Below are 26406 nucleotides of genomic sequence, written 5' to 3'. Positions count from 1 at the left end.
CTGACCACGCTCCGTCCGGAGCAGGCCGAGTACATCGGCGTCAAGGTCGAGGGCCCGTACAAGCCGGACCACTACCGCTACTGACCGCCGCTGTCGCCCTCCCGGAGCCCCGGCCCGGCCGGGCGCCGGCGCCGAACCGGCCGCCGGAACGTCACCCCCCCCGCGCGTTCCGGCGGCCCGAACCCCTTGCCCGAACCTCATGCCCGGACGGCGGGGCCCTGCTCGGGCTCTCACTGGCCAAGTTTGACAAGTCGGCGGCTGAGATCCTTGTCTCAGCGGTATGTCAGGGACGCCTGGCACGGTAGTCACAGCACCGAGGAGAGATTCCCGTAGCGGCCCAACGGGGCCGGAGCTGAGCTTCGGCAGGGGTCTCGTACCCCCCGCAGGTTCGAATCCTGCTCTCTCCGCTGCGCTTGCAGACGAGGACGGCGACATGGCCGGCGACGTGTTCATGTCGCCGGCCATGTAGCCGTGCAGCGTTCATCGCAACCGCGGGAGATGTCTTTTGATGTCCAGCACCAGTGCCCGTATCGGCGACGACAGCGAACTCGCCTGGAGCTTCCCCATGCAGGGTCAGTCCCACTTCACATGGGAATACGACTCCGAGCGCGAGAGTCTGCTGAGTCTCTATCAAAAGGGCAAGGACAAGCAGTGGGACAGCACCAAGCGCATCGACTGGTCCCTCGAAGTCGACCCCTGTGACGCCCTGGGAACCCCCGAACACACGCTGGGACTGTACGGATCGAACCAGTACGCGAAGCTGAACGCGCAGGAGAAGCGGGAACTGCGGCAGCACATGGCCGCCTGGGAGTTCAGCCAGTTCCTGCACGGCGAGCAGGGCGCCATGATCTGCTCCGCGCGCATCGTCGAGTCCGTCCCCGACCTGGACTCGAAGTTCTACGCTTCGACCCAGGTGATGGACGAGGCCCGGCACGTCGAGCTCTTCTCCCGGTTCGTGCAGGAGAAGATCGAGATGTCCTACCCGATCAGTCCCCATCTCAAGACGCTGCTCGGCGAGACGCTGAGCGGGTCCCACTGGGACATGCCCTACCTCGGCATGCAGGTCCTCATCGAGGGGCTCGCGCTCGCCGCGTTCGGGATCCTGCGCGACAAGACCACCAAGCCGCTGCCGAAGCAGATTCTTTCCTACATCATGCAGGACGAGGCCCGGCACGTGGCCTTCGGGCGGCTGGCACTGCGGGACTACTACAAGAACCTGAGCAGCCAGGAACTCGCCGAGCGCGAGGAGTTCATCATCGAGGGCTGCTACCTCATGCGCGACCGGCTGCGGATGCAGGAGGTCTGGGAGAACCTCGGCTTCGACATGAAGGAGTGCATGGAGTACATGAACAACGGTCCGCGCATGCGGGCCTTCCGCTCCCTGCTCTTCACCCGCATCGTGCCGTGCGTCAAGGACATCGGTCTGTGGAGCCCGCGCATCCAGAAGGCCTACGACGACATGGGCGTCCTCGACCTGGCGGGCGCCGACCTGGTCAAGCTGATGGAGTCCGATGAACTCCAGGCGGAGGCCCTGGACGCGGAGCGCCGCGAGATGGAGGCACGCCGCGACGAGGTCCACGAGGCGATAGCGCAGGGCGCGCTCGCCGCCTCCGGCCCCGACGGGAGCACCCCGGCAGGCTAGCGAGCCGACGCGCCGACGGTCTCGGCCCACCCGCCGCGCGCCACGGCCCGGAGCAGCCCTCGACAGGGGCTGCTCCGGGCCGTGGCGTCTCTCAGCCGAGGGGCAGCGCCATCAGACCGGCGACCTCGTCCGCCGAGGCGCGTTCCAGACGGTCGACGCCGTCGGCGAACTCCTCCCCGCCGCCCGAGGAGAACCACTTGTCGCGCACCAGCTCCGCGATCGGCCGGCTGTCCCGCGCCCCGACCGCACCCACGGGTACGTCCAGCTCACGCGTGACCGCGCGCCCGTCCTTCAGGACGACCCGCACCCGGGCACCGGTCACCTTGCGGGCGTCCGTGAAGTCCGTGCTCGGCGGCGGCAGTTCACCGACCAGATCGACGAGCCAGGACCCGTCGCCCTCCCAGCCCGCGCCGAACTGCCGCAGCCACTCCTTGCCCCGAGGCCCGGCCTGCCGCAGAGCTTCTCCGAACGGCACCTCGCAGTGGAACAGCTCCCGCGTCATCTCCTGGTCCAGACGCACGTCGACCCGCTCCGCGAGCGCCCAGCGTTCCTCGTCCGACAGGCCTTTCTCGCTGAAGTCGTCGGTGCTCAACTGCCCGGTCAGCAGCGCTGTGGCCAGCGTGTAGCGCAGCGAGAACACCAGCGCGCTGACCGGGGAGGCGGGACCGTGCAGGTACTCCGCCGCCCGTCGTTCCACCACCGCCGTGTACAGCGAGGTGTCGACACTGATCTCCTCGATGTCCGCTGCCCGCAGCGGCCGTTCGGGCGACGACAGCAGCCGGTGCAGTTCCAGCCCCACATCGATCGCCGAGTCCATCCCCGGCCCGCCCGGGTGCACCTTGAACGACGTCGTCCGGGTGTGCCAGCGCCTGCCGAGTCCCGCCACCACCGCTTCCGGGAGGGGAACCGTGGCGAAACGCGACAGGAACCCCTCCGGATGCTCGATGATCACCGGGCTGCCCGCGAGACCCACCGCCGACGCGTCGCACGCGTCCAGTCCCACCCGCACCGGGGTGGAGGCCCCGAAGAGCTTGGCGTCCCCGTCCAGGAACCCGACCGGCACCGTCCGCGGCGGCAGCCCGAAGCCCAGCCCCAGCGTGTCCACCCAGCGTTGTGCCGACGCGTTCTCGCCGCGCAGCCGCCCGGCTATCGCGCCCGTCACATGGGTGAACGCCGCGCTCTGGCCGCGGAACGGCCCGAGCGTGGTGGCCGCGGTGATCCGCGCCGCCGCCTCGTTCGCCACGACGACCGAGGTCAGCAACTGTTCCCCGGTCAGCTGCTGATGCCGGGCGTAGGCGAGGGGTACCGTCACCGTCGAGTTGGACAGGTGCCCGGCGTACGCGGTGTCGTCGTAGTGGAGCCACGAGCCGAGGCCGGCCAGCACGTAGGCGGAGCGGGCCGGATCCTCCTGGAACGGTGCCCCGAAGGCGCGTATGAACCGCTGCCCCAGCGGGTGGTCGATCCCGGCGCGCACGGCGGCGAGTTGGGACAGTATCTGGAGCTTCGCGGTGGCCACGACGTCATCCGGTACGTCGTCGAGGCGCAGCGCACTCGCCCATTCCGCCAGCTCTTCGGTGAGCGTCGTCACTGGTCTTCCTCCCACACGTTTCGGTGCCTGTGCGGGTGTTACGCGACGAGCGGCCCCACCCCTCCAAAAGAAGGCGGAACCTTTTTCGAGGGTGCGGAGCGCTCCGCGCGTATACGGACTGTTCGCCCTCACATTTCCCAGCGGGAGGCCTCCGCCATGACTGCCGCAACACCACCGACCCGGCTGCGATCCGGTGACTCCAGTGAGACGGCCCACCTCACGGCCCGCGCCCGTGCCGCCGACGCCGTCGTCGTGCCGGACCGGCGCTTGCTGGGCGACACATACGCTCACCTCTTCGTCACCGTCCCACCGCCGGTCACCTCCGAGGAGGCCCTGGACCGGCTCCAGCGCCTCGACCGAGCGCACGGCGGCTTCATCGCGGAGATCCTGCTGCGCCAGCGGTACTTCGAGGATCTGGTGGCACTCGCCGTGGACGCCGGGATACGCCAGGTACTGCTGCTCGGTGCGGGGTACGACACCACGGCACTGCGCTTCACCGGGGCGGAGGGCGTCCGCTTCTTCGAGGTGGACCACCCCGCCACCCAGGCCGCGAAGCTCCAGACGCTGGCCGCGGCGGGCCTGGGCACCGACGCGGTCACCTCCGTGCCGCTCGACTTCACCGCGGACGCCTCGCTCCGCGACGCGCTGACCGCCCACGGATTCGACCACGCCGCCCCGTGCGTCGTGGGCTGGCTGGGCGTCACCTTCTTCCTGCCCGCCCAGGCCTGCCGGGCCAGCTTCGCCGATCTGGCCGACGCCGTCGCTCCCGGCAGCCTGCTGCTGTTCGACTACATGGACGAGTCCGTGGTGAACGGCACCAGCCACTACGAGGGAGCCCTGGCCATGGCCCGCCAGGTCGCCGAGCAGGGCGAGCCGTATGTCAACGGGCTGACCCCGCAGTCCGCCGCCGACACCGCCCGTGCGGCGGGATTCGAACCGCTGGAGCAGCTGCGCGTGCCGGACCTGGTCCGCCGTTACGGCGGCGACGAGCCGTACTGCTCCGACGACGACTTCATGGGCCTGGTCACGGCCCGCCGGGAGCTGAGTGGCAGTGACCACTGAACGAGGCTGGGCGAACAGCGCCCTGCTGATCGCCAACCCCCAGGCCGGAACCCGCGACCGGCGGCGTCTCGACGAGGTCGTCGATCACTGCGCCCGCCTGGTGCCCCAGCTCCATGTCGTACACACCGAGTACCCCGGTCACGCGGAGGAGCGCGCCGCGAAAGCGGCCGAGTCCGTCACTGACGCCCTCATCGTGCTCGGCGGCGACGGCACCACTCGGGAGGCCGCGTCGGGCCTGGCCCGCTCGGGGGTCGAGCCGCCGCGGCGGCCGGCCATGCTCAACCTGCCCTTCGGCACCGGCAACTCCTTCTACCGGGAGATCTGGGCGGACTCGCCCTGGCAACAGGTCCTGGACCGGGCGCTGACCGGCGCCCGGCCCCGGCTGCGCCACGTGGACATGGCACACATACGCGAGATCGACGCGCTCGCGCTCCTCGGTGCCGGGTCGGGCATGGTCGCGGACGTGCTGGAGCGGGCGCACGGCATGTTCGACGTGCAGGGGCGGGACCGGTACCAGCGGGCCGTCGCCGAGCTCCTGGGCGCGTACACGCCCTACGAGGGGCGGGTGAGCGTGGACGGCGAGGTCGTGCACGAGGGCGCGGTCACCCTCGTCAACGTCGGCGGGGGACGCTACCGGGCGGGCCGGTTCCAGCTGCTGCCGCACTCGGTCATCGACGACGGACTGCTCGACGTCTGTGTGGTGGGCGGGGAGACGGGGGTGGCGGAACTGGCCGGACTGACCCAGGACGGCAGTCACCTGGGACGGCCGGGAGTGGTCTACGCACGGGGCACGCGCATCGTCATCGAGCGGACCGACGGCCGGCCGCTCTCCTTCGAGCACGACGGCGAACTGCGCACCTCCGAGGCGTCGGGCTACACCATCGACGTCCTCCCCGGCGTCCTGCCGGTCCTCGCCCCGGCCGCCCGAAATCCGGCCGTTGACCGGTCCCGGGGTTCCCGGTCCGGCGCGTCCGGAGAAGCTCACCGCCCGTGAGACGGCAGAGGCATTGCGTGACGTCTTGCGTCTGAGCTATTAATACCTACTGTTGGTATGTGATGCGGGTCACGAAGTCCGAGGTTCGTTGACAGTCGATCTCGGCGCCCAATACATTCCTACCAACGGTATCTAACTTGAGGGGGAAGTCCCGTGACCACCACTGGTGCCGAGGCCGCGAAGCCGCGGGCGGGGACATCGTTACTCCTGCTGGCGTCCGGCGCTTCGTTCCTTGCGGTGCTCGATGTCACCGTCGTGAACCTCGCCATTCCCGACCTTCACGACGATCTGGGGTCGGGGCTCAAGGACCTGTCATGGGTCATCACCATCTACGCCGTGATCTTCGCGGCTCTGCTCGCTCCCGCCGGCCGGCTCGCCGACGTGATCGGGCGGCGGACGCTGTTCATCGGCGGCGTCAGCATCTTCACGGCCGCGTCCGTGCTGGTCGCCGTGGCACCCAACCTGGAGATCCTGCTGGCCGCCCGCGCGGTGCAGGGGCTCGGCGCCGCCGCGATGATCCCGGCCTCACTCGCCATCGTGCTCATGGACTCCCCGCCCGAGCGCCGGCGCGCGGCCATCGGACAGTGGAGCGCCGCAGCCGCGCTCGCGGCGGCGGTGGGCCCGGCGGTCGGCGGCGCCCTCGTGGACCTCGCCGGCTGGCGCTCGCTGTTCCTCATCAACATCCCGTTCGGCCTGTACTTCCTGTACGGCGCCACCGGCATCCCGCGCACGACCGGCGTCGGCGCCCGCAAGCTCCCCGACGTCCTGGGCACCGTCCTGCTGGGCGCCGGCGTCGGCATGCTCTGCCTGAGCATCAGCCAGGGCAGCGAGTGGGGCTGGTCCGAGCCGTCCACCCTCGTCTGCCTGATCGGCGGCCCGGTGCTGATCGCCCTGAGCCTGCTGCGCTCCGCCCGGCACCCGGCCCCCGCCCTGGAGATCTCCCTGTGGCGTTCGCGCACCTTCGCGCTGGCCAACGCCGCGGCGTTCTTCTACGGCGTCGCGCTCTTCGCCTGGCTCCTGGTCGGCGTCCTGTACGTGACCCAGGTGTGGGGCTACTCCGAGCTGGAGGCCGGTCTCGCCATGACGCCCGGCGCGTTCGCCGCGACGATCGTGGCCCTGCGCGTGGGCAAGCTGCCGCCCACCTACGGTCCCCGTCTCGCCACCGCCGGCGGCGCGGCCATCCTCGCGGGCACCGGCTTCCTGCTCGCCTTCACCCTGCCCGACCACTCGATGTTCCTGGCCTACTGGCTCCCGCTCGGCATCCTCGCCGGTGTGGGCATGGGCGCCATCACCACGGGCACCTCCACCGCCGCCGCGCTCTCGGTCTCGCCACTGCAGTTCGCGGGGGCGACGGGCCTGAACCAGACCGCCCGCCAGATCGGTGGCGCCCTCGGTATCGCGGTCCTGGCCACGGTGGTCTCCGGTCAGGTCACCGAGATCGCCGACTTCGAGCAGATCTACCTGATCGCGGCCTGCGCCTCGGTCGTAGTCGGTCTGCTGGGTCTCGGCCTGACGATCAAGCTGCCGCCCGCGCCCGCCGCGGCGGCCCCGGCCCCCGTCGCCGAGCAGGCCTCCGCATCCGACCGGAAGGCATCCGCCGCCGACTCCGCCAACTGAGCGGACGGCCGCCGCCCGGACCCACCTCACGCCCCATCCCCCGAAGGAGATGGCAGTCATGACGAGCACCGACTCGCCCGCGGAGCTCACCCAGGAGCTGAAGGACCCGCACATCCTCGGCACGGCCGAGATCGCCGCCCAGCTCCAGGGTGCCACCTGGGCCCGGTACGCGGCCATCGGCGACAGCATCGTCGAGGGCGCCCGGGAGCCGGTCGAGGGTTACGCGGACCTGAGCTTGGCGGACCGTGTCGCCGCCGCGCTGCGCGGGGCCAACCCGGATCTGGAGTACCGCAACTTCGGCGAGCGGGACCTCACCGCGGCGCAGATCAGGGCGACCCAGCTGGAGCCCGCCCTCGCCTTCGGCCCCGACGTCGCGGTCGTCGTGGCCGGCGGCAACGACCTGCTGGGGAAGCATTTCGACGCCGCCGCGGTGGAGGCAGAGCAGACCCGCATCGTCTCGGAGCTGCGCGCACTCGGCTGCACCGTCGTGACGATGGGCCTGTTCGACAACACCTGGACCCCGTACGTCCCCGACAAGTACAAGGCGGTCATGCAGCAGCGGATCCGGGAGTTCTCCGACCTCACCCGGGGAGTGTCGGAGCGGATGGGCGGCCTGCACGTGGACCTGCCCACCCACCCGGCCGGCAAGGAGCCGATCTTCGCCTCGGACGGCCTGCACCTCAACGCCCGCGGTCACGCGGTCGTGGCGACCGAGGTCGTCCGCAAGCTCGGCGAGTACCTCGCCGCCAAGCGAGGCTGACCCGGCAGCAGTTCCCGCACTCGATCGGATCCGGCGGACGCGCGGTTGTTTCATCCCCCGTCGGACCGCGCCCCGCCGGATCAACCGGGCTCCTCACCCCCGCGGGAGCCCGGGCTTCGGCATGCGTGCGGCCTCGTGCGCTCATGTGCCCCCACAACCCCGCCTGCCCCTGCGGACGCCGACTCGCGGCCGGTCCGCGGGGGTTGCCTCGTACCCGCCGCTGGCCGCCGGACGTGCGACGGGCGGTCAGGAGACGACACCGGAACGGGAACCGCGACACACCAGGAGGACCTCGTGAACGCCATCTTCACCGATGAGCGGTTCGACCCCCACTGCATCGCCCCCGACATGGCAACGGAGCTGCTGGCCCAGGCGCCCTGGCGGCGGTTCGTCGTCCTGGGCGACGACTTCGCACGGGGCCCCGGCGACCCCCACGAGGGCTACGGCGCTTCCCCCTGGCCGGACCGGGTGGCCGCCGCCCTGCGCTCGGTCCGGCCCGAGCTCGCCTATCTCAACCTGGCGCAGCCGCAGTCGACCGCCACCGAGGTCAGGGCCCGTCAGCTGGCCAAGGCACTCACGTTTCAGGCCGACCTGGCCGCCGTCGCGGCAGGCGGCAACGACGTGCTGAGCGACCACTTCGACGCGGACGCCACAGAGACGGAACTGGCCAGGATCATCGGGCCGCTGAGGGAGGCCGGTGTCGAGGTCGTCGTGCTCGCGCCGTTCGGCAGCCGCAGACCCGCACGGCAATCGCCCGAACACCGGGACGTGCTGCGCAGGCGGCTGCGCCTGCTGACGGAGCGCACCTACGAACTGGCCCTGCGTCACGGGGCGATCCACGTGGGTCTGAGCGCACATCCCGCGGACGCGGATCCGGACATCTACGGCAGCGACGGCCGGCGCGTCGACGCGCGCGGCCACGCCATCGCCGCGGCGGCGGCCATCCGGCGCCTGGGCGTCCACCTCGGGGTGAACGGGCGGCCCTCGCCCCGCTGAACCGCCTGCCGCCACAGGCGCACCGCTCAGGGGACGCGGCGGCCACCGGATGCGGCGCGGATGAGCAGGGCCTCGCTGTGGCCTTCCGGGGCGCACATGACGACGCCGCCCAGGCCGCCTGCGCGCCGGTTGAGGGCCTGCGCCAGATGAAGCGCGACGCGGGGGCCCGATGCGCCGAGGGGGAGTCCGGGCGTGTCCCCGCGTGCGGGGGAGCCGTCGGGGCGCGGGCCGGCTCCCAGACGGTGCAGCGATGCCCTGGCCCACGCGGGCAGCGTGGGATCGACCTCCGTGTGCTCCAGGTCCACGGCGGCCACCCGGGCCGTGGCGAGGGCCTTTTCCAGCGCGCGGACGGGGGAGGGGACCAACGGTGCTCCCGACTCCCCGTCCGCCGGAGGTGCCGTCGCGTACGCGGAGATTTCGGCCAGCCAGCCGATGCCGAGCGACATCGCTAGTGATTTGCGCATGACAATCAGGGCGGCCGCTCCGTTGGGCACCGGTCCGGTCCCCGTCCCCGTGGGGGCGTGGAGCGCCGGGTGGCGCGAACGGGCGAAGGACGCGATCGGCGTACGCGGACCGCTCACGCTGCGCAGGGCGTGGGCCTCGGCGGCGAGCAGGGCGTGCTCGGGCACGTGGCCGGCGTCCTGTCCGGCCGTCACGGCGGCGCTCCCCGCACCGGCGAGCCCGCGTCCGCCGGCCCCGTACCCGAAGCCAGGGTGGCTCGCCAGGGCGGCGGCGTAGGCGTCCTTGTCGGAGAACTCCACCAGGTCTCGCGGGAACATCTCGTTGTACGGCTCCGTACCACCGGGCGCTGCGGCTCCGCGCGGCGGTGAGGGCATGCACTCCAGACCGGCCGCGACGACCACATGGTGCTTCCCGGTCCGGACCAGTTCGTCCGCCAGGGCGATGGCCCCCAGGCCCAGCGCGCACCCCACGTCGTCGGCAGGCGGGGGCGCGGCCCCCGGCGCGACACCCGCCCTGAGCGCCGCCCGCCGGCTCAGCCCCCGCCCGGCGCCCGCCGTGGGACCGTGACCGACCACGACGCGGCCCACGCCGGCGCCGTCGATCCCCGTCCGACCCAGAGCCTCTCTGATCGCCACCGCGCCCAGCTCCGCGGGCGAGGGCGGTCCCAGCGCCGCCAGAGGGCGGCTGAGGGGCGTACGCGCACCCGCGACGAGAACGGACTCTGACATGCGGCCCTCCGGGGGTCGGTCTGCGGTGCTACGGCTGGGCGGTGGGAGGCATGCGGGCGATGGCGTCGAACAGGTAGCGGAACTGGCTCAGGGCCGCCTCGAGCAGCGCGTCCGGGTCGTCGGCGTGCGCGATGGCCATGGCGGCCTCGCACTGCGCTCCGTAGATCATGGAAGTGAGGGACTCGATCTCGTGCCGGGGGAAGCGGTCCTTTCCCACGGCCTGGGAGACGCCGTAGAACAGCATGCGCCGGCAGCCGGTGCGGATCTCGTGCATCGCCTCCCACCCGAGCGCCCCGGGGGCGTCGATGAGGGTGATGCGCTGGGTACTGGGTTCCATCGAGCTGACCAGGAACTCGCGGATGCCCTGGAACAGCGCCTCCCTGGGGTCGCTGTAGTGCGAGTACCTTTCAGCGATGGCGCTCGACAGGTTCTGCTGTTCGCGTTCGTACACCGCGCGGAAGAGCTCTTCCTTGTTCCTGAAGTGGTGGTAGAACGCGCCCTTGGTGACCTTGGCGTCCGAGCAGATGGCGTCCAGGGAAGCGGCCGTGTAGCCGTCCGAGGCGAACAGCTTCCGCGCGGCTGTCAGGAGCTGGTGCGTGGTCGCGGAGGACCGCTCCTGCTGGGAACGCCGCCCGGTCCGCCGCTGCGCCGTCACCGTCTGCTGCGTCATGTCCGTGCGCCTCCTTACGGCCGACAGGCTCCCTGGCTTTCGCGGATGACTGTCGCCGCCGCGCGCTGGTGACCGCGGCGCCAGCTGCCCCGACCCATAGTACGGAGCGTCCGGCTCCCTGGTGAGGTGACCGGAAGCGGCCCGGCGCAGCGCAGTTCTGTCGCCCTCCGCCCGTATCGCACCCACCGGATGGCACAAGGTTACATACCAACGGTAGGCATGTGCAATCCCGGGAGCGCTGACCAGCGCGGGACGGCTCGAACCGAAGGTTCCGGTGGCAGGGCGCGCTGGTGGCCGGCGTCCACCTTCGGATCTTGGCTGGATCTCATCAAAAGAGCCCCGCAACCGCCCCTGACAAGTCAACAGGCTTGTAGCTGAAACCGGCACCTGTGTATGTTCTACTTTCGGCAGAAAGTTCGACAGAGACGGAAGATCCAACAGATATAATCGGACAGTCGTTGGAAGTCGTGACGCGTGAGGGTCGTCCGAATCATGCTGTCCGTCGGGCAGTCGGCCGGATCGGAACGCGGTGAGGTGCCTCGCACTCCAGGCCGGTATCGGTGCATGTCGCGTGGTCGCCTCCACTTCAAAAACGGGGGATAGAAATGCAGATTGAGATCCTGGGGCCATTGCGGGTCAGTAGTCAGGGAGTCCTCATTGATATTCCTGGTGAAAAGCTCAGAGCCATCGTCGCGACACTTGCTCTGTCACCCGGAGTCACCGTCTCGACATCCGATCTGCTCGACGAACTCTGGGGGGAGCGGCCGCCGCGCAGTGCGGTGAACTCACTCCAGGGGCATATCGCCCGGCTGCGGCGAGCCCTGGTGACGCAGAGCGGCGAGGAGGAGATGCGCCACGTGATCAAAACCTCCGGGTCCGGCTACATGCTCGCTCTCTCGCCTCGCGACGTGGACGCTTCGCGGTTCGTCGCCGACGTGAAACTGGCGGGACGCAAGAGCGCCACCGAACCCATGGAGGCCATTGCTCTCCTCACCCGGGCGCTGGGCGCTTGGCGCGGTCCCGCGCTGCTCGACACCGGCCATGGAATGATCTGCCGCACGGCCGCCGCCCACCTGGAAGAGACCCGGCTGATGGCCAGGGAGCTCATGATCGACGCCAGACTGGCGCTGGGCGCTCATCACGAGACCATCCCGGAGCTGGAGCAGCTCATGTCGCGGCATCCGCTGCGGGAGCGGCTGTGCGAACAGCTGATGCTCGCGCTGTACCGCTCGGGCCGGCAGGCCGAGGCGATCAGTACCTTCCATCGCGTCCGCCACCGGCTGTCCACGGAACTCGGCCTCGAGCCGGGCCCCGGGCTGAGGAACACGTTGGCGGAGATCCTGCGCCAGGAGGAGAGCCTGCTGCACGAGGCGAGCTGACCGCTGCGGCGGACGCCCGGCCCGTCACCTGTGCGTCCGCCACGGCCCGTGCGGCCGGCGGCGGACGGCGCCCGCGACGGGCACATCGGCCTCTGCCCGGGGGCCGCCGGACCGCCGGAGCAGCGGCGCGTCCGCCGCAGCCCGTACCCGTGCTCGTGCGGCGATGACGTCCCGTGGGACGTCGCTGCACGGGCGGTCGGGGAAGGTCAGACCGACTTGGTGACCCGCAGGATCTGCCAGACCGCCCCCAAGCTCGCTCTCCCCTCGAACGCCAGATATTCGGGCAGTATCACGTGAGGCCCCCATTTCTCCTTGTACGCGAGCTGGGTCGCCGCCGGGTACACGGCGCCGCCCTTCTCCGCGAGCAGCCGCATGAGCTTTCCCGTCAGCGCGCTGTTGCCGGGCAACTCGCACGACGGGTCCAGACCAGTGAACGGCGTGAAACCGAAGTGCAGCCACTCGGCGCCCTCCTTCGTGAACGTCTCGATCGCGGCGGCGTTGACGGCTTCCATCACCCCGGGAACCACGTCCGGATGCCGGCGGCTCAGATCGTGCAGCCAGCCCGGGCGGCTGCCATGGGCGGGTGAGTACGAGATGTAGGCGACCGGCAGCTCGTCCATGAGACCGACGAAGAGCCTGCGGTGGTGCTGGACCGGGCCTCCCACCTGCCCCACCAGGAACTCGATCTCCTTGACGTGCCTGCCCTTGGAGCGCAGCCACACCCGGTCGACCTCCTCGATGCGCTCGCGCACCTCCGTGTACGGCAGTTCGCGTACCACGAGTCCGCTGCGCCTGGCCCGGGAGATCTTGTTCCGCAGCTTCATGAACCGCGAGCCACGCAGAGTGTGCTCCGGCAGGTGCACGGAGTACGAGGAGCCCACCTGGTTCACCGTGAAGCCCTCGGCCGCGTACAGCTCCGCGTCCGCCCGCTGGAGCTGGATCCCGACGATCCGGCGCCGCCGCGAGCGGGCGTAGGCCCGGAACTCGCGGACGAGTTCCCGCTGCCGTCCCTCCGGGGCGAAAGCACCGCCGAACTGAATGAAATGGCGGCCAGCTCGGCGATAAGCGACAACACCTTCTCCGCTGCCTTCGAAGTACTCGTTTCCCTCGTTGACGGAAAGAAAGGCGCTGGGATTGTCGCCGAACTCCCGGACCGCTTCAAGTATTGATTCGAGTTTCCCCTGATCAGCTTGGGAAGGCTTCACCGAACTGCTCACCAGCGTACTCCTTCGTCCTTTTTCCTGGGGGTGGCCCGGACCGTAGCAGGAATCGGCGGCGATGTGCTGAAACCGTCGTATCAGCGAGATCTAAGCGGCCTCTCAGGGTGCTCTGAAAGCATCTCGCGAGTTGGCGGTGGTTTTCCGAACATTGAGGAGTGTCTGTGGGCAGTACGCAGCTGTCTCGCCCGGCGCCGCAGAGCCGATCGGGTCCGCCCATGAATTCAGCGGCTCTGCGCACCTATCACTCCTATGTTCGGGGTGAGCGACTGGAAAGTGCCGAGTGGGTGTACGTGCTCGATTCCGGCGCGCTGCTCGACGACGTCTTCGCCAGCCTGACGCTCAAACGGAAGCTGGAACAGGGACGGGTCACCGCCGAGGAGCGGCCCGACGTGGTCGTCGGGCGGGTCGCCAAGGCGGACCGGGCAACGGTCCAGCGCGCCATCGACGCCGCCACCGAGGCCGCGCCGGTCTGGGGCGCCTTCCCCCTCGACGTCCGCATCCAGCGCCTCGGCGCGCTACTTCACGACAAACTCGCCGAGCGGGCCGAGGAGATCGCGGAGATCCTCGTGCAGGAAGGCCATCCGCGGATGCTCGCCGAGTGGCAGGTCTCCGGGATGCTGGAGTGCTTCGGCCCCGAGTCCACCTCCTTCTACCGCTCCCAGATGCTGCAGGAGTTCCACCGAGGGGAACGGCGCCTCCAGGTGCGCCGGCAGCCCGACGGGGTGGTGTGCCTGAATCCGCCGCAGAACGCGCCGCTCTCCAGCGCGCTGCTCGGCGTCACCAGCGTCATGGGCGGCAACGCGCTGATCGTGCGCGCCCCCCGCAGCGGTCCGCTCGGCGTCATGTACGTGATGCAGGAGATCGTCGCCCCGTCCCTCGACGAGGTCGGCGCCCCGCCCGGCACGCTGAACGTGGTGTGCGGCGACCCCGGCCCGATGCTCTCCGCGTGGCTCGCCAGCCCCGACGTGGACGACATCATGTACTTCGGCTCCAGCGAGAACGGCACCAAGTTCGAGGCACGCTGCGTGGCCGAGGGCAAGAAGCCCATCCTCGAGCTCGCCGGCAACGACGTGGTCACCGTCTGGAAGGACGCCGACATCGACCTGGCCGCCGAGGCGCTCACCGAGAGCTTCTACGGCTCCGGCCAGCTGTGCATGATCCCCAACCAGGTCGTCGTCCACCCCGAAGTCGCCGATGACCTGGTGGCCGCCTTGGTGCGCAAGGTGGGCCACATCCGCCCCGGCTACCCGGGCGAGCCCGACGTACTGCTCACGCCGGTGCTGCGCAACGAGAAGTTCTTCAAGTGCCTCGACGATGCCCGCGCCAAGGGCGCCGAGCTGGCGTGCGGCGGGCACGCCATGCAGCTGGACGAGAGCCGCGACCCCAACGGCATCTTCCTGGAGCCGACCGTGATCGTCGTCCGCGGTCTGGCGGACGCCCGCGAGATCGACGCCGTCGCCCACGAGACGTTCTTCCCGCTGCTGCCCGTCGTCGTCGCCGAACCCGCGCCCGATGCCGAACTGCTGGAGCGGTTCATCGACTTCGTGAACTCCAACGCCTACGGGCTGCGCAACTCCCTGTGGGCCAAGGACCCCGAAATCGTCGACCGGTTCCTCGCCCGCGTCGGCAACGGCGGACTCGTCAAGGTGAACGACTCGCACATCGGTTTCCTGCCCTGCCTGCCCACCCACGGCGGAACCGGCCTGACCGGAGGCGTCTTCGGAGAGGCCAACTACCCGATTCTGCGCACCACCCACGTCCAGGGCGTGAGCATCTCCACCGGTTCCCGTCCTCGTGACGCGGTCTTCGGAGCCTGGCGGACGCTGCGCGAGACGAAGACCCCGTAATCAGGCCCCTGCCGAGGAGTTTCCATGCGTGCTTTGGACGCCGCCCGCGAAACCTGTGAACGCTACCTGCCCGGACTGCTCGACGCCCTCGGCAAGTACCCGCTCGACGAGCTGGAAAAGCCCGGCAGCCCTGCCATCGAGTTGTTCCGCTCCCACGGCGGACCCGCTCTGGTGATCCCCAAGACCTACTCGGGCCTGGGAGCCGGCCCCGTGGAGGCGATCGAGACCACGCGGGCACTGGCCGCCGTCTCCCCTTCGCTCGCCGTGTCCACGACGATGCACCACTTCTCCGTCGCCACGCTCTTCTCGCTCGCCGACAGCCTCCAGTCCGGCGGCGTCGAATGGGCCCTGCTCGAAGGAATCGTGGAGCAGAACCTGCTGGTCGCCTCCGGGTTCGCCGAAGGGCGCCCCGGACGGGGCATTCTCAGCCCCACCATGGAGGCCCGCCTGGACGACAGCGGCAAGGGCTACCGCATCAACGGCTCGAAGAAGCCGTGCAGCCTGTCGGCCTCCATGGACCTGCTCACCGCCAGCGTGGCGCTGCCCGCGGCCGACGGCACCAGTGAGATGGCGGTGCTGCTCGTACCCCGGCAGACGGAGGGCCTGAGCGTCCACCCGTTCTGGTCCAGCTGGGCGCTGGCCGGCGCAGAGAGCGACGAGGTCCGCCTCGACGACGTCCTCGTCGACGAACAGCAGGTGATGCGTACCGAACTGGGTGACAGCGGAGAGCTGGACGAGCTCCAGACGGTCGGGTTCATCTGGTTCGAGATGCTGATCTCCGCCTCCTACCTGGGCGTCGCCGGCGCGCTGACCGAACGGGTCGTGTCCGGTGGCCGCGGCACGGTGTCCGAGCGGGCCGGACTGGTCACCCGGCTGGAATCGGCCGCGCTGCTCCTCGAGGGCGTCGCCCGGATGATCACCGACGGGGAAACCGGCAACACCGCGCTCGCCAAGTCGCTGGTCGCCCGCTACGGCGCCCAGGACGCCATCGGCGACGCCGTGCGGCAAGCCGTCGAACTCCTCGGCGGCATGGCCTTCATCGGCAGCGGCGACGTCGCCTACCTGGCGGCAGCCTCGAACGGCCTGTCCTTCCACCCGCCGTCCCGCTCCGCGTTCGCCGAGCCCTTCATCGAGCACGTCGGCGGCAAGCCGCTGCGGCTGGCCTGAGGAGTCCCACCCCATGACCACCACCACGACCACAGCCCTGGACGTCCCGGCCCACGACTGGGACCGCATCGGCCAGTTGTACCGTGCCCATCTCAGCAAGGGCCGGGCCACCCTCGGAGAGCTGTTCGGCGGCCACATCGAGACCGAGTCCGAGGGCGCCTGGATCACCACCCACGACGGCCGCCGCTTCCTCAACTGCGGCAGCTACGGCGTGCTGATCACCGGAGCCCGCCATCCCGTCGTGGTACGCCACGTCATGGAGCAGCTGCACCGGCATCCGGTCGCCAGCCGGGTCTTCCTGGAACCGCAGGCGGCGTTCGCCGCCGAGGCACTCGTCGCCAGGGCTCCCAAGGGCCTGGAGCGCGTGCACTTCGCCGGTTCGGGCGCCGAGGCCGTGGAGACCGCCATCAAGATCGCCCGCACCCTCGGCAAAGACCAGCTGATCGCCACCGACGGGGGGTACCACGGCAAGACGATGGGTGCGCTCAGCCTCACCGGGAAGGATCTCTTCCAGGCCCCCTTCCGGCCGCTGCTGCCCGGCACCCACCATGTCCCCTACGGCGACGCGGAGGCGCTGGAGGAGCTGCTCCGGACCATGCCGGGCCGGGCCTGCTTCGTCGTCGAGCCCGTCCAGGGCGAGGCCGGCGTGGTGCTGCCTCCGCCCGGCTACCTGCGCGCCGTCCAGGAGCTGTGCCGCGCCTACGACGCGTTCTTCGTCCTCGACGAGATCCAGACGGGCCTGGGGCGGCTCGGCAGCTGGTGGGGCGCCGACGAGGAGGCGATCACCCCCGACGCACTGCTCGCCGGCAAGGCGCTCGGCGGCGGCGTCCTGCCGGTGTCCGCGGTCATCGCCACCCCCCAGGCGTTCCGGGCCTTCGACAAGGACCCCTATCTGCACACCTCCACGTTCTCCGGCACCCCGCTGGCCATGGCCGCCGTACGCGGCGCGCTCGCCGCCGTCGAGCAGGACGGCCTGGTCGGCCGCGCCCGCGAACTGGGCGCCGAGATGCTCACCACCGTCCGGGAGATCGCCACGCGCCACTACGGCCCCGTCGTGCGCGAGGTGCGCGGCAAGGGACTGCTGATCGGCATCGAGTTCGCGATCCCCGGCCCGGCCGGCGACCTGCTCATCGAGCTGATCCAGCACGGCGTGGTCGCCAACCACTCCCTCAACTCGCATCTGGTGCTCCGGCTGACACCGCCCGCCGTACTCACCGCCTCGGACACCCGATACCTCTACGAGGCGCTCGACCGCTCCTGCCGCGCGCAGGCCGCCCGCTACATACCGACTCTCGAAGGTGATTCCGACCATGCGTAGTGTGCACGTGGCCGTCGAACTGCCCGGCATCTCTCCGGTCGCGGGGTACGAGCAGGTCAAGCAGTTCGCCCGCTACCCCGAGCTGGTCCCGGTGGTGCGCGCCGTGACCGTCCATCAGGGAGGGGCCGACGAGGAGACCAGCGACTGGGAGGTGTACTTCCGCAACGGCATCCTGCGCTGGACCGAGTCCGACCGGTTCGACCCGGTGGATCTGGCGATCACCTTCACCCAGCTCGACGGTGACTTCGAGGCCTTCCAAGGGCAGTGGCGCATCTCCTCGTCCGCCGCCGGATGCCTGGTCGACTTCCAAGCCGAGTTCGACTTCGGCATCCCGAGCCTCGCCGGGATCCTGGAACCGGTCGCCGAACGCGTCATCAAGGAGACCATCGCCCGCGTCGTCATCGGCCTGTTCGGCGGTGCCGGGCGGGTCGTCGGAGACGAGGCCCTCGCCCATGCGGTGGCGCTGGCGCCCGCCGACATCCAGCCGGCCGGCGCGCAGGCGGTGTGAAGTGGACACCAAGAACCTGTTCATGACGCCCGCCACGGCATGGCTGGTACGGGCCGAGTACGGGCTCGGGCTCGTGGTGTCCGCGGTCCTCTTCTTCACCCATCTCGACGAGATCAACTGGTGGGCGGCCGTCGGCCTGTTCCTCTACATCGACCTCATCGGCTACATCCCCGGCGCCATCGCCTTCCGCCGCGCGGGGCACGGCGACATCCACAAGGGCTTCTACGTCGCGTACAACGTGATGCACAGCCTGGTCACCCAGGGGCTGGTGGTACTCGCCTGGATCTGGCTGTGGGGACCGGAATGGGCGCTGCTCGCCCTGCCCATCCACCTCTTCGGCGACCGAGCCCTGTTCGGCAACTTCCTCAAGCCCTTCGGGCTGCGCTTCGAGCCCGAGACCCACCGTGCATACCGGAGGTTCCGCAGCGAATACGCCGCCGCCACCTCGCCCAGCGACGCCGCGTCACTGCGCACGGTCGTATGAGCGGCGCCACCGCCCTTCGGACGTCCGCCGCCGAGCTGAACGCGACGATGCGGCACCTTGTCACCGGGGTGACCGTGCTGACCTGCGGCACGGCCGCCGAAGCCGAAGGCGTCACGGTATCCGCCCTGACCACGATCCCGGGCGATCCGCCCATGGCCTGTGCCGTCCTGCGCCGGGGCAGCCGTGGCCTCGAGTCGCTGCTGGGCGCCGGGGTCTTCGTCGCCAACGGCCTGGCAGCAGACCACGAGTGGCTGGCCCGGCACTTCGCCCGCCACCGCCGCCCCAAAGGGCTCGCCCAGCTGCCGGCGGAGGCCTGGGCCGAGCCCACCGGGCACGGCGGCCCCCGGCTGCGCGGGGCCGTGTGCTGGCTGGAGTGCCGACTGGAACGAACCGTCGCCGCAGGCGACCACGAGCTGGTCATGGCCCGCGTCCTCGCGGGCGGTCACACGGCCAGGCCTCCCTTGGTCAACTTCGCCGGAGCGCTGCATCCCGGACCCGGCAGCCCGTCACCCACGGTGCCCACCGAAAGGAAGAAGCAACCATGACCACCGCGAACATCCCCGCCGAGGCGGACTGGGACCAGGCCCCCTCACTGATGGACGGCGCACTGAACCTGGAGCTGTCGGCGGCGGCGTGCAACCTCGCGTACTGGTTGAGGTCCGTTCCCCAGGGAACGCTGCGCGGCCGGATCCGGGGGCACGCCGACGACGTACGGCCACTGGACGTCGTGGCCGCGCCGGGTCCGCTCAACAGCGCACTCACCCAGGAACTCGCCTTCCGCTCACTCGCCGAGGAGAAGGCCACCCGAGCCATCGGGCACATGGTCGCCCTCGCCCCCGACAACGACACCATGGAGTTCTACGCCACCCAGCTGATCGACGAGGCCCGGCATGCCATGGTCTTCCGTGACCATCTGCTCCAGCTCGGCATCGCGGAGAGCGAGCTGTCCGCCGCGGTCGACCGGCTCGCCGCGCACGACGCCGCCAACATCCTCGTACCGCTGGAGAACTTCGGGCTGCGGGTGCTGCGCGACGACAGGGACTTCATCGGTGGCGTCCTGGTCCTGACCGTCCTGGTCGAGGGAGTCCTCGCGCCCGCCGCCGAGCTCAGCGAGCGCAAGTGGCGCGTCTTCGACCCGGCCGCCGCCGACATCGAGCGCGGTGCCGGCATCGACGAGATCCGCCACCTGACCGTCGGCAGCTCCGTCCTGCGCGAGCACCTCCTCAAGCACCCCGAGGAGAAGCCGCGTCTCCTGGAGCTGATGGCGGAGGGCTACGAGCTGTGGGGCAAGCTGCCCACCGAGGAGCAGCTGCTGCGCCGCGAGACCCTCTTCCAGCAGGGCATCGAGGAGCACGGCCGGCTGCTCGGCGACTACGAGGCGTGGCCCGGCCGCCGGCTGGCCGACACCACCGCCGAGGAGCGCATGGAGACGGGCCAGAAGTGGGCCGAGCGGATGCAGCACACCCGGCTGGCGTACATGGGGCTCGAGGAGGCGATATGACATCGAGCAGCGGGACCGGCGCCTGCGGCGGTCCCGGCCGCTTGGGCACCGCCGCCTGCGAACACCGTCCCTTTTCGGACACGCCGCGTCGCGACGGCGCGGTGAGCGACGGGGCGAAGACCCTGAACAGCGTCGCCCGGCCCGAGGCGGGGAGGGCCTGATGGCTCGCGCGGCGGTCGTCTGCGGCCTCGGTACCCACCTCCCGTCCCGCGTCGTCGGCAACGATCACCTGGCACGGGAACTGGACACGTCCGACGAGTGGATCCGCAGTCGCACGGGGATCGGGCAGCGCCACCTCGCGGACCCCGGCCAGGCCACCTCCGACCTGGCGGTCGAGGCGGGCCAGCGGGCCTTGAAGTCCGCCTCGTCGGGAGCGGGCCAGGACGGAGCGGACGCGGTCGTGCTGGCCACGACCACCCCCGACCACCCCTGTCCGGCGACCGCTCCGCTGGTGGCCTCCCGCCTGGGGCTCGGGACCGTTCCCGCGTTCGACGTGGCAGCGGTGTGCACCGGATTCCTCTACGGGCTGGCGGCCGGGGCCGGGCTCATCGCCACCGGCACCGCCGACAGCGTGCTGGTCGTCGGAGCCGAGACGTACTCCAGCATCCTCGACCCCGCCGACCGCTCGACCCGCGCGATCTTCGGTGACGGCGCGGGGGCGGTGGTCCTGCGCGCCGGCGAACCGGACGAGCCGGGAGCGCTCGGTCCGATGGTGCTCGGCAGCGACGGCACCGGCAGCGAGCTGATCCAGGTGCCGTCCGGCGGCTCGCGCGACCCGTTCCGCGCGGAGAACGCCGACCGGGCCGATCCCTTCTTCCGGATGACGGGACGCCAGGTCTTCCGCAACGCGGTCGAACGTATGGCGGAGGCCGTCACCGAGGCCGCCGCCCGCGCCGGATGGCGGCCCGAGGGCGTCGACGTCCTCGTCGCCCATCAGGCCAACGTGCGCATCATCCAGGCGGTCGCCGACCAGCTGGGTCTGCCCAGGGAGCGCTTCCCGGTCCATCTCGACCGAGTCGGCAACACCTCTGCCGCCTCCATCCCGCTGGCCCTCGCCGACGCCGTCACGGCAGGAGCCCTGCGCCCCGGTCACAAGACGGCGCTGGCCGCCTTCGGCGGCGGCCTGACATGGGGCGCGGTCACCATGACCTGGCCGCAGGTCGCCCCCGCCTGACGCCGACGGGACGGCCGCCGGCTCCCGCACCATCCACCGACCGCAAGTCAACCAGTTCACATCCGAGGAGAAACAGCCATGAGCGACACCTACGAGCGTCTGGTCCAGCTGCTGGTCAAGAACTTCGGGTTCGACACCGACGAGGTCGCGCGTGAGGACACCTTCAGCAAACTGGAACTGGACTCGCTGGCCCTGGTGGAACTGACCCTGGCGGTCCAGCAGGAGTTCAAGATCAAGCTCACCGACGACGACCTGGACGCCAACGACACCATGGAACAGGCCGTCAAGGTCATCGAGAGCAAGCCGGTGGTGGCCTGATGCCAGGCGCCGCCCCGTTCGACGCCGCGATCACCGGGATCGGCATGGTGACCGCGGCCGGGATCGGCACCGACACGGCGTGGGAGACGATCGTCACCGCCGAGGGCACCGCGGCCTCACCGGTCCCGGCCCTCGACGGCACCCCGTCCGCCATCGGCTGCTGGATCCCCGGCTACGACCCGATCCAGGCCATCGGGCGGCGCAGGGCCTGGCGCTTCGACCGCAGCAGCCAGTTCGCGATCACGGCCGCCGCCGAGGCGGTCGGCGACAGCGGGCTCGATCCGTCCACCTGGGACGGCACCCGGGTCGCCGTCGTCCTCGGCAGCGGCATCGGCGGCGCCGCCAGCTGGGAGAAGCAGCACCACGTACTGCTCGACGACGGCCCGACCAGTGTCTCCCCGCTGCTGATCCCGATGCTCGCCGTCAACATGTCCGCGGGATACGTGGCCATGGAGCACGGCGCCCGCGGCCCCAACCTCGTCACCGCCACCGCCTGCGCCTCGGGCACCACCGCGATCGGCACGGCCCGCGAACTGCTCCGCCAAGGCGTGTGCGACGTGGTGATCACCGGAGGCACGGAGGCGTGCCTGATCCCCTCGATCGTGGCCGGCTTCAGCCAGATGGGGGCGCTCACCGGCCGCCAGGACGACCCGAGCGCCGCGTCCCGGCCCTTCGACGCGGACCGCGACGGCTTCGTCCCGGCCGAGGGAGCCGCCGTCCTCGTCCTGGAACGCGCCGCCGACGCCCGTGCGCGCGGCGCCCGCGTCTACGCGCACATCTCCGGATACGGGGCCTCCGCCGACGCCCACCACGCCACCGCTCCGGAGCCCAGCGGAGCGGGCGCCGAACTCGCGCTGCGCGCGGCGCTCGAGGACGCGGCACTGGCCCCCGACACCGTGGACCACGTCAACGCGCACGGCACCTCCACCCCGCTCAACGACGCCGCCGAGTCACAGCTGATCCGCCGGGTCCTGGGGGAGCGGCCCGCCGTCACCTCCGTCAAGGGCGTGGTGGGCCACTCGCTGGGTGCCGCGGGTGCCATCGAGGCCGCCGTCACCGCGCTCACCCTCGACCGGCAGCTCGTCCCGCCCACCGCCAACCTGGACAGCCAGGACCCGCGGATCGAACTGGACGTCGTCGCCAAGGAGGCACGGGCGGCCACCGTCGAGGCCGCCGTGAGCAACTCCTTCGGCTTCGGCGGCCAGAACGCCGTCCTGGTCTTCACCCGGGCCTGATCGCCCCCGACCCCATGGACCGTGAACTCCCATGACCTACGTGATCGCCCAGCCCTGCGTCGACGTCAAGGACAGGTCCTGTATCGACGAATGTCCCGTCGACTGCATCTACGAAGGCCGGCGCGCCCTGTACATCCATCCCGACGAATGCGTCGACTGCGGGGCCTGCGAACCGGTCTGTCCGGTGGAGGCCATCTTCTTCGAGGCCGACCTGCCCGCGCACTGGCAGGACTACCGCCAGTCCGCCGTCCACTTCTTCGAGGCCGCCGACGGCCAGGGCGGCGCCGCGTCCTCGGGGCCCCACGACTACGACTCCCCGTTCGTGGCGGGGCTGGAGCCGCAGGGGAGTGCGCACTGATGAGCCGCTCGGTTCTGGTCACCGGAGGAAACCGCGGCATCGGACTCGCCGTCGCCCGTGCCTTCGCCGAGGGCGGTGACAAGGTCGCCGTCACCTACCGCTCGGGGGACACCGCCTTCATCGAGCAGGCCGGCCTGGTTCCCGTGCGGTGTGACATCACCGACGCCGGGCAGGTCGAGCGGGCCTGCGAGGAGGCCCGGCAACGGCACGGCCCGGTGGAGGTGCTGGTCGCCAACGCCGGGGTCACCCGCGACCAGTTGCTGCTGCGCATGTCGGAAGAGGACTTCGCCGGTGTCGTCGACACCAACCTCACCGGGGCCTTCCGCGTGGTACGGGCAGCCGCCGCCGGCATGCTGCAGGCGAGGAAAGGCCGCGTGGTACTGGTCTCCTCGGTGGTCGGGATGTCCGGCTCGCCGGGCCAGGCCAACTACGCCGCCTCCAAGGCGGGCCTGATCGGCCTCGCGCGTTCACTCGCCCGCGAGCTCGGGTCGAGGAACATCACCTTCAACGTGGTGGCCCCCGGCTTCGTCGACACCGGCATGACGCGGGACCTGACGGCGCAGCAGCGTGCCGACATCCTGGCCCGCGTGCCGCTGGGCCGCTACGGAACCGCGGAGGAGATCGCGGCTGCGGTGCGCTTCCTCGCGTCCGAGGAGGCGTCCTACATCACGGGAGCTGTCGTCCCGGTCGACGGCGGAATGGGCATGGGTCACTGAGATGAGCGGAATCCTCGCCGGAAAGCGTGTACTGGTCACGGGTGTGCTCACGGAGTCGTCCATCGCTTTTCACACGGCCAGGCTGGCGCAGGAGCAGGGTGCGGAGATCCTCCTCACCGCCTATCCCCGGCCCTCCCTGACCGAGCGGGTGGCACAGGCGCTGCCCCGTCCGGTGAAGGTGGTGCCGCTGGACGTGTCCGACGAGCAGCAGTTGGCCGGGCTGAGCGACACGGTGAAGGCGGAGCTGGGAGGTCTCGACGGGGTGGTGCACTCGATCGGGTTCGCTCCGCAGGACGCGTTGGGCGGGAACTTCCTGAGCACGCCGTTCTCGTCGGTGGCGACGGCGATGCACGTGTCGGCGTTCTCGCTGAAGTCGCTGACGACGGCGTGTCTGCCCTTGCTCGGTGAGCGGGGCGGTGCGGTGGTGGGGCTGACCTTCGACGCACGCTTCGCCTGGCCGCAGTACGACTGGATGGGGCCGGCCAAGGCGGCCCTGGAGGCCACGTCGCGGTATCTGGCGCGCCAACTGGGGGAGTACGGCATTCGCTGCAATCTGGTGGCGGCCGGGCCGGTCGGGTCGATCGCGGCGAAGTCGATTCCGGGATTCCCGGAGCTGGCGAAGGTCTGGGACGAGCGTGCGCCGCTGTCGTGGGAACTGACGGACCCGGAGCCGGCGGGGCGGGGCGTGGTGGCCCTGCTGTCGGACTGGTTCCCGAAGACCACCGGCGAGATCGTCCACGTGGACGGAGGGCTTCACGCGATCGGAGCGTGAGGCCCGCCGTCCACGTGCGTGTCCCGTTCGGCCGGGGTTCCGCGACCGAGCGTTCTGCAGGGTGATCACGGCCGCTCCCCAGCCCGGCCCGAGGCCGGCAAGGCCACTGACACGGCAGGAGGGGCGGCCGGCGGCGGTTCCGCCGGGCGCGGCGGCGTCCACGGCCCGACGGGTCGCGGGCGCCGCCTCTGCGCGCAGCGGTTCCTGGTGCCGTACCCCGAAGCCGCTCAGCCCTCCAGGCCCGCGCTGTGCCAGCGGCGCAGACGAGCGCGGGCCCGGGTGAAGGCGCCCTCGGCGGCCTTGACGGAGATACCGAGACGGCCCGCGGCTTCCCGGGTGCTGGTGCCCTCGATACGGGCCAGGACGATGTCGCGTTCCCGGCCGGCGAGGCGCCTGACCTGCTGGAGCATCCAGGCGCCCTCGGCCGCCGCGCAGACCGTCTCCTCGGGACTCTGCACCGGCTCGACGTGGAAACGGTGCTGGTGCAGATGACGGCGGCTGCGCTCGCGGTAGCGGTGGACGTCGACGCACAGGCGCAGGAGGACCGAGGTGAGGAACGGGCCGACCCGGTCCTCGTCCAGGTCGCGGTGGAGCGCGGCGCGCAGCAGCGCCTCCTGGACGCAGTCCTCCACGTCCTGATGCGACGACAGGCGCAGCCAGGCAAGCCGACGAAGCCGGTCCTGGTGTGGCAGGAGCAGCTCCCAGCGGCCTGCCGCGGGCGCCTGCTCGGTACCCGTGCCGGAACTCGTACCTGGACCGGTCACTGGAACTGATCACCTCGCCCCGGCGACCCTTCCGCCGGCGCGGCGTCGAAGACGGCGTCGCCGGAGAGGGGACCGTCCACCGGCGCGTCGGTGACCGCGTCCGCGTTCGCCTCCGGTGCCCTCACCGCGACCGGCACCCGCGTGCCGTCCCTGCCGCGGCCCCAGCCGTGCGGCAGGCTCGGCACGCGACATCGCGCGGTCCCGGCTCGCGGTGCGCCGGCGCTGCGGCCGGTCGCGACGAGCACACGCACCTGACCGTCGCCGGGCGTGCCGGTCTCGTCGGCCGGGATGGCGGCCGGGAACTTTCCGAGTGCTTCCGGCGACCTGCGCGTCCGGCTGTGCCGGCGGCCGGTCCGGGCCGGGCCCGTGGGCCGCACCACGTGGTTCCCCGACTCGGCGGACACCGCCCCGCCGGGCCGGTCCAGGTCACCGCTCAGGGCGTCGAGCACGTCCACCAGCCAGCTGGTGAGGGGGCCGAGGGCGGCGGCGGTGGTGGTGCCGAGGCACGCGTGGACGGCAGCGTGCCCGGCGGCAGCCAGGCCGCGTTCGAGTCCGGTGTCGGTGCCTGCGTCTGGTCCGCCATGGGCGGGGTCGTTCCCTTCGCTCGGATGAACGCGTCGGATGCTGTCCGTACTTCCTCCGTCAGACCCTCCGCCCTTCCCGGCCCCGCTGTCCGCAGGTGGCGTCGTCGACGAGCCGGTGGGTTCTTCGGCTGTCCTTCGCGAGACAAGATCCACGCTTTCAGAGCGCCCTGGCAGGCCGCTTGCAGGTCGCTGAGATGGCTGTCTCAGCATGGTGTTCGTGCAGGTCACAAGCGGCTGAGACGAGGATCTCAGCACGATGCCAGACAAGCGCGGCACAGTGGCGCCCGAACGGGTTTCGGCCCCTGTCACGGCACACGGAGAGGACGAGGGTGAGCGACACGCATGGACGGGTAGCGGAACTGCATTCCCTACGTGCGGCGGCGGTTCGAGGCCCGAGCGAGCGGGCGACGCGGGCGCAGCGTGCCAAGGGCAAGCTGACGGTGCGTGAGCGTATCGAGCTGCTTCTGGACCCGGGGTCGTTCCGGGAGGTCGAGCAGTTGCGGCGGCACCGGGCGACCGGGTTCGGCCTGGAGACCAAGAAG

General features: G+C 70.9%; 29 protein-coding genes and 1 tRNA gene. 24 read left to right on the top strand and 6 right to left on the bottom strand.

Going from position 1 to position 26406, the window contains the following annotated elements:
• The 3 genes from IE142_RS33740 to IE142_RS33730 form a co-directional block, all read left to right on the top strand.
• Positions 1-84 (top strand): adenosylhomocysteinase (locus IE142_RS33740; RefSeq protein WP_191889262.1); only part of this gene is annotated, 84 nt, incomplete at its 5' end.
• A 233-nt stretch (positions 85-317) separates the two neighbouring features.
• A tRNA-Ser gene (locus IE142_RS33735) sits at positions 318-407 on the top strand.
• Positions 408-508: 101 nt separating this feature from the next.
• Positions 509-1642 carry a ferritin-like domain-containing protein gene (locus IE142_RS33730; RefSeq protein WP_191889259.1) on the top strand — a complete coding sequence of 378 codons (1134 nt, stop codon included), beginning with the start codon at positions 509-511 and terminating at the stop codon, positions 1640-1642.
• Between the two features lie 91 nt (positions 1643-1733).
• Here the strand turns inward: IE142_RS33730 and IE142_RS33725 are convergent, their stop codons facing one another.
• Positions 1734-3230, bottom strand: coding sequence for an MmgE/PrpD family protein (locus tag IE142_RS33725; protein ID WP_191889258.1), 1497 nt, complete (start codon positions 3228-3230; stop codon positions 1734-1736).
• 156 nt (positions 3231-3386) lie between these two features.
• Here IE142_RS33725 and IE142_RS33720 point away from each other — a divergent pair, with 156 nt between their 5' ends.
• The 5 genes from IE142_RS33720 to IE142_RS33700 all read left to right on the top strand — a co-directional run bounded on the left by IE142_RS33720 (position 3387) and on the right by IE142_RS33700 (position 8659).
• On the top strand, positions 3387-4292 hold the full coding sequence (locus IE142_RS33720; protein WP_191889257.1) for a class I SAM-dependent methyltransferase: 906 nt from the start codon (positions 3387-3389) through the stop codon (positions 4290-4292).
• Positions 4282-5286 (top strand): diacylglycerol/lipid kinase family protein, encoded by a 1005-nt coding sequence (locus IE142_RS33715; RefSeq protein ID WP_229831148.1) that lies wholly within the window; start codon positions 4282-4284, stop codon positions 5284-5286. Before IE142_RS33720 ends, IE142_RS33715 begins: the two co-directional genes overlap by 11 nt.
• A gap of 153 nt (positions 5287-5439) precedes the next feature.
• Positions 5440-6903 (top strand): DHA2 family efflux MFS transporter permease subunit, encoded by a 1464-nt coding sequence (locus tag IE142_RS33710; RefSeq protein ID WP_191889256.1) that lies wholly within the window; start codon positions 5440-5442, stop codon positions 6901-6903.
• Between the two features lie 58 nt (positions 6904-6961).
• Positions 6962-7663: an SGNH/GDSL hydrolase family protein gene (locus tag IE142_RS33705; RefSeq protein ID WP_191889255.1), complete on the top strand. Its 702-nt coding sequence runs from the start codon at positions 6962-6964 to the stop codon at positions 7661-7663.
• A gap of 294 nt (positions 7664-7957) precedes the next feature.
• The gene (locus tag IE142_RS33700) at positions 7958-8659 is read left to right on the top strand and encodes an SGNH/GDSL hydrolase family protein (protein ID WP_191889254.1); all 702 of its coding nucleotides are present in this window, start codon (positions 7958-7960) and stop codon (positions 8657-8659) included.
• A 26-nt stretch (positions 8660-8685) separates the two neighbouring features.
• On the opposite strand, the gene IE142_RS33695 is transcribed toward IE142_RS33700, so the two are convergent.
• The gene (locus IE142_RS33695) at positions 8686-9849 is read right to left on the bottom strand and encodes a thiolase family protein (RefSeq protein WP_191889253.1); all 1164 of its coding nucleotides are present in this window, start codon (positions 9847-9849) and stop codon (positions 8686-8688) included.
• A gap of 28 nt (positions 9850-9877) precedes the next feature.
• On the bottom strand, positions 9878-10519 hold the full coding sequence (locus IE142_RS33690) for a TetR/AcrR family transcriptional regulator (RefSeq protein WP_191889252.1): 642 nt from the start codon (positions 10517-10519) through the stop codon (positions 9878-9880).
• A gap of 605 nt (positions 10520-11124) precedes the next feature.
• Here IE142_RS33690 and IE142_RS33685 point away from each other — a divergent pair.
• Positions 11125-11898, top strand: a complete 774-nt coding sequence (locus IE142_RS33685) for an AfsR/SARP family transcriptional regulator (RefSeq protein WP_043385072.1) — start codon at positions 11125-11127, stop codon at positions 11896-11898.
• 206 nt (positions 11899-12104) lie between these two features.
• Here IE142_RS33685 and IE142_RS33680 read toward each other — a convergent pair whose 3' ends face one another.
• Complete coding sequence (locus IE142_RS33680) at positions 12105-13115, bottom strand: bifunctional lysylphosphatidylglycerol flippase/synthetase MprF (RefSeq protein ID WP_229831146.1); 1011 nt, start codon at positions 13113-13115, stop codon at positions 12105-12107.
• A 218-nt stretch (positions 13116-13333) separates the two neighbouring features.
• Here IE142_RS33680 and IE142_RS33675 point away from each other — a divergent pair, with 218 nt between their 5' ends.
• The 14 genes from IE142_RS33675 to fabI all read left to right on the top strand — a co-directional run bounded on the left by IE142_RS33675 (position 13334) and on the right by fabI (position 24516).
• Positions 13334-14965: an aldehyde dehydrogenase family protein gene (locus tag IE142_RS33675; protein WP_191889251.1), complete on the top strand. Its 1632-nt coding sequence runs from the start codon at positions 13334-13336 to the stop codon at positions 14963-14965.
• 24 nt (positions 14966-14989) lie between these two features.
• Positions 14990-16132: an acyl-CoA dehydrogenase family protein gene (locus tag IE142_RS33670; RefSeq protein ID WP_191889250.1), complete on the top strand. Its 1143-nt coding sequence runs from the start codon at positions 14990-14992 to the stop codon at positions 16130-16132.
• Positions 16133-16145: 13 nt separating this feature from the next.
• Positions 16146-17450, top strand: a complete 1305-nt coding sequence (locus IE142_RS33665; RefSeq protein ID WP_191889249.1) for an aspartate aminotransferase family protein — start codon at positions 16146-16148, stop codon at positions 17448-17450.
• Positions 17443-17958: a type II toxin-antitoxin system RatA family toxin gene (locus tag IE142_RS33660; RefSeq protein WP_191889248.1), complete on the top strand. Its 516-nt coding sequence runs from the start codon at positions 17443-17445 to the stop codon at positions 17956-17958. Before IE142_RS33665 ends, IE142_RS33660 begins: the two co-directional genes overlap by 8 nt.
• A 1-nt stretch (position 17959) precedes the next feature.
• Complete coding sequence (locus IE142_RS33655) at positions 17960-18442, top strand: hypothetical protein (protein WP_191889247.1); 483 nt, start codon at positions 17960-17962, stop codon at positions 18440-18442.
• Positions 18439-18987 (top strand): flavin reductase family protein, encoded by a 549-nt coding sequence (locus IE142_RS33650; RefSeq protein ID WP_191889246.1) that lies wholly within the window; start codon positions 18439-18441, stop codon positions 18985-18987. Before IE142_RS33655 ends, IE142_RS33650 begins: the two co-directional genes overlap by 4 nt.
• A complete protein-coding gene (locus IE142_RS33645) occupies positions 18984-19943 on the top strand; it encodes a VlmB-like protein (protein WP_191889245.1) in 960 nt (319 codons plus the stop codon). Before IE142_RS33650 ends, IE142_RS33645 begins: the two co-directional genes overlap by 4 nt.
• Entirely contained in the window at positions 19940-20104 is a 165-nt protein-coding gene (locus IE142_RS33640) for a hypothetical protein (RefSeq protein WP_191889244.1), read from the top strand. The genes IE142_RS33645 and IE142_RS33640 overlap by 4 nt, the downstream gene beginning before the upstream one ends.
• Positions 20104-21117: a beta-ketoacyl-ACP synthase III gene (locus IE142_RS33635; RefSeq protein WP_191889243.1), complete on the top strand. Its 1014-nt coding sequence runs from the start codon at positions 20104-20106 to the stop codon at positions 21115-21117. Before IE142_RS33640 ends, IE142_RS33635 begins: the two co-directional genes overlap by 1 nt.
• Before the next feature lie 78 nt (positions 21118-21195).
• The gene (locus tag IE142_RS33630) at positions 21196-21435 is read left to right on the top strand and encodes an acyl carrier protein (RefSeq protein ID WP_043385092.1); all 240 of its coding nucleotides are present in this window, start codon (positions 21196-21198) and stop codon (positions 21433-21435) included.
• Positions 21435-22670, top strand: coding sequence for a beta-ketoacyl-[acyl-carrier-protein] synthase family protein (locus IE142_RS33625; protein WP_191889242.1), 1236 nt, complete (start codon positions 21435-21437; stop codon positions 22668-22670). Before IE142_RS33630 ends, IE142_RS33625 begins: the two co-directional genes overlap by 1 nt.
• A 31-nt stretch (positions 22671-22701) precedes the next feature.
• Positions 22702-23028 carry a ferredoxin gene (fdxA, locus tag IE142_RS33620; RefSeq protein WP_191889241.1) on the top strand — a complete coding sequence of 109 codons (327 nt, stop codon included), beginning with the start codon at positions 22702-22704 and terminating at the stop codon, positions 23026-23028.
• Entirely contained in the window at positions 23028-23744 is a 717-nt protein-coding gene (fabG, locus tag IE142_RS33615) for a 3-oxoacyl-[acyl-carrier-protein] reductase (RefSeq protein WP_191889240.1), read from the top strand. The genes fdxA and fabG overlap by 1 nt, the downstream gene beginning before the upstream one ends.
• A gap of 1 nt (position 23745) precedes the next feature.
• The gene (fabI, locus tag IE142_RS33610) at positions 23746-24516 is read left to right on the top strand and encodes an enoyl-ACP reductase FabI (protein ID WP_191889239.1); all 771 of its coding nucleotides are present in this window, start codon (positions 23746-23748) and stop codon (positions 24514-24516) included.
• A gap of 227 nt (positions 24517-24743) precedes the next feature.
• Here the strand turns inward: fabI and IE142_RS33605 are convergent, their stop codons facing one another.
• Both IE142_RS33605 and IE142_RS33600 read right to left on the bottom strand, forming a co-directional pair.
• Entirely contained in the window at positions 24744-25280 is a 537-nt protein-coding gene (locus tag IE142_RS33605; RefSeq protein WP_043385107.1) for an RNA polymerase sigma factor, read from the bottom strand.
• Positions 25277-25735 carry a molybdopterin-dependent oxidoreductase family protein gene (locus tag IE142_RS33600; RefSeq protein WP_191889238.1) on the bottom strand — a complete coding sequence of 153 codons (459 nt, stop codon included), beginning with the start codon at positions 25733-25735 and terminating at the stop codon, positions 25277-25279. The genes IE142_RS33605 and IE142_RS33600 overlap by 4 nt, the downstream gene beginning before the upstream one ends.
• Positions 25736-26193: 458 nt before the next feature.
• Here IE142_RS33600 and IE142_RS37165 point away from each other — a divergent pair.
• Positions 26194-26406: carboxyl transferase domain-containing protein (locus IE142_RS37165; RefSeq protein ID WP_306432643.1), on the top strand; the 213-nt coding region annotated here is incomplete at its 3' end.

This window comes from Streptomyces mutabilis (assembly GCF_014649815.1).
Lineage (GTDB): Bacteria > Actinomycetota > Actinomycetes > Streptomycetales > Streptomycetaceae > Streptomyces > Streptomyces mutabilis.
The sequence above is the reverse complement of the archived record's forward strand: the minus strand, read 5'-3'. Positions and strand labels throughout refer to the sequence as shown.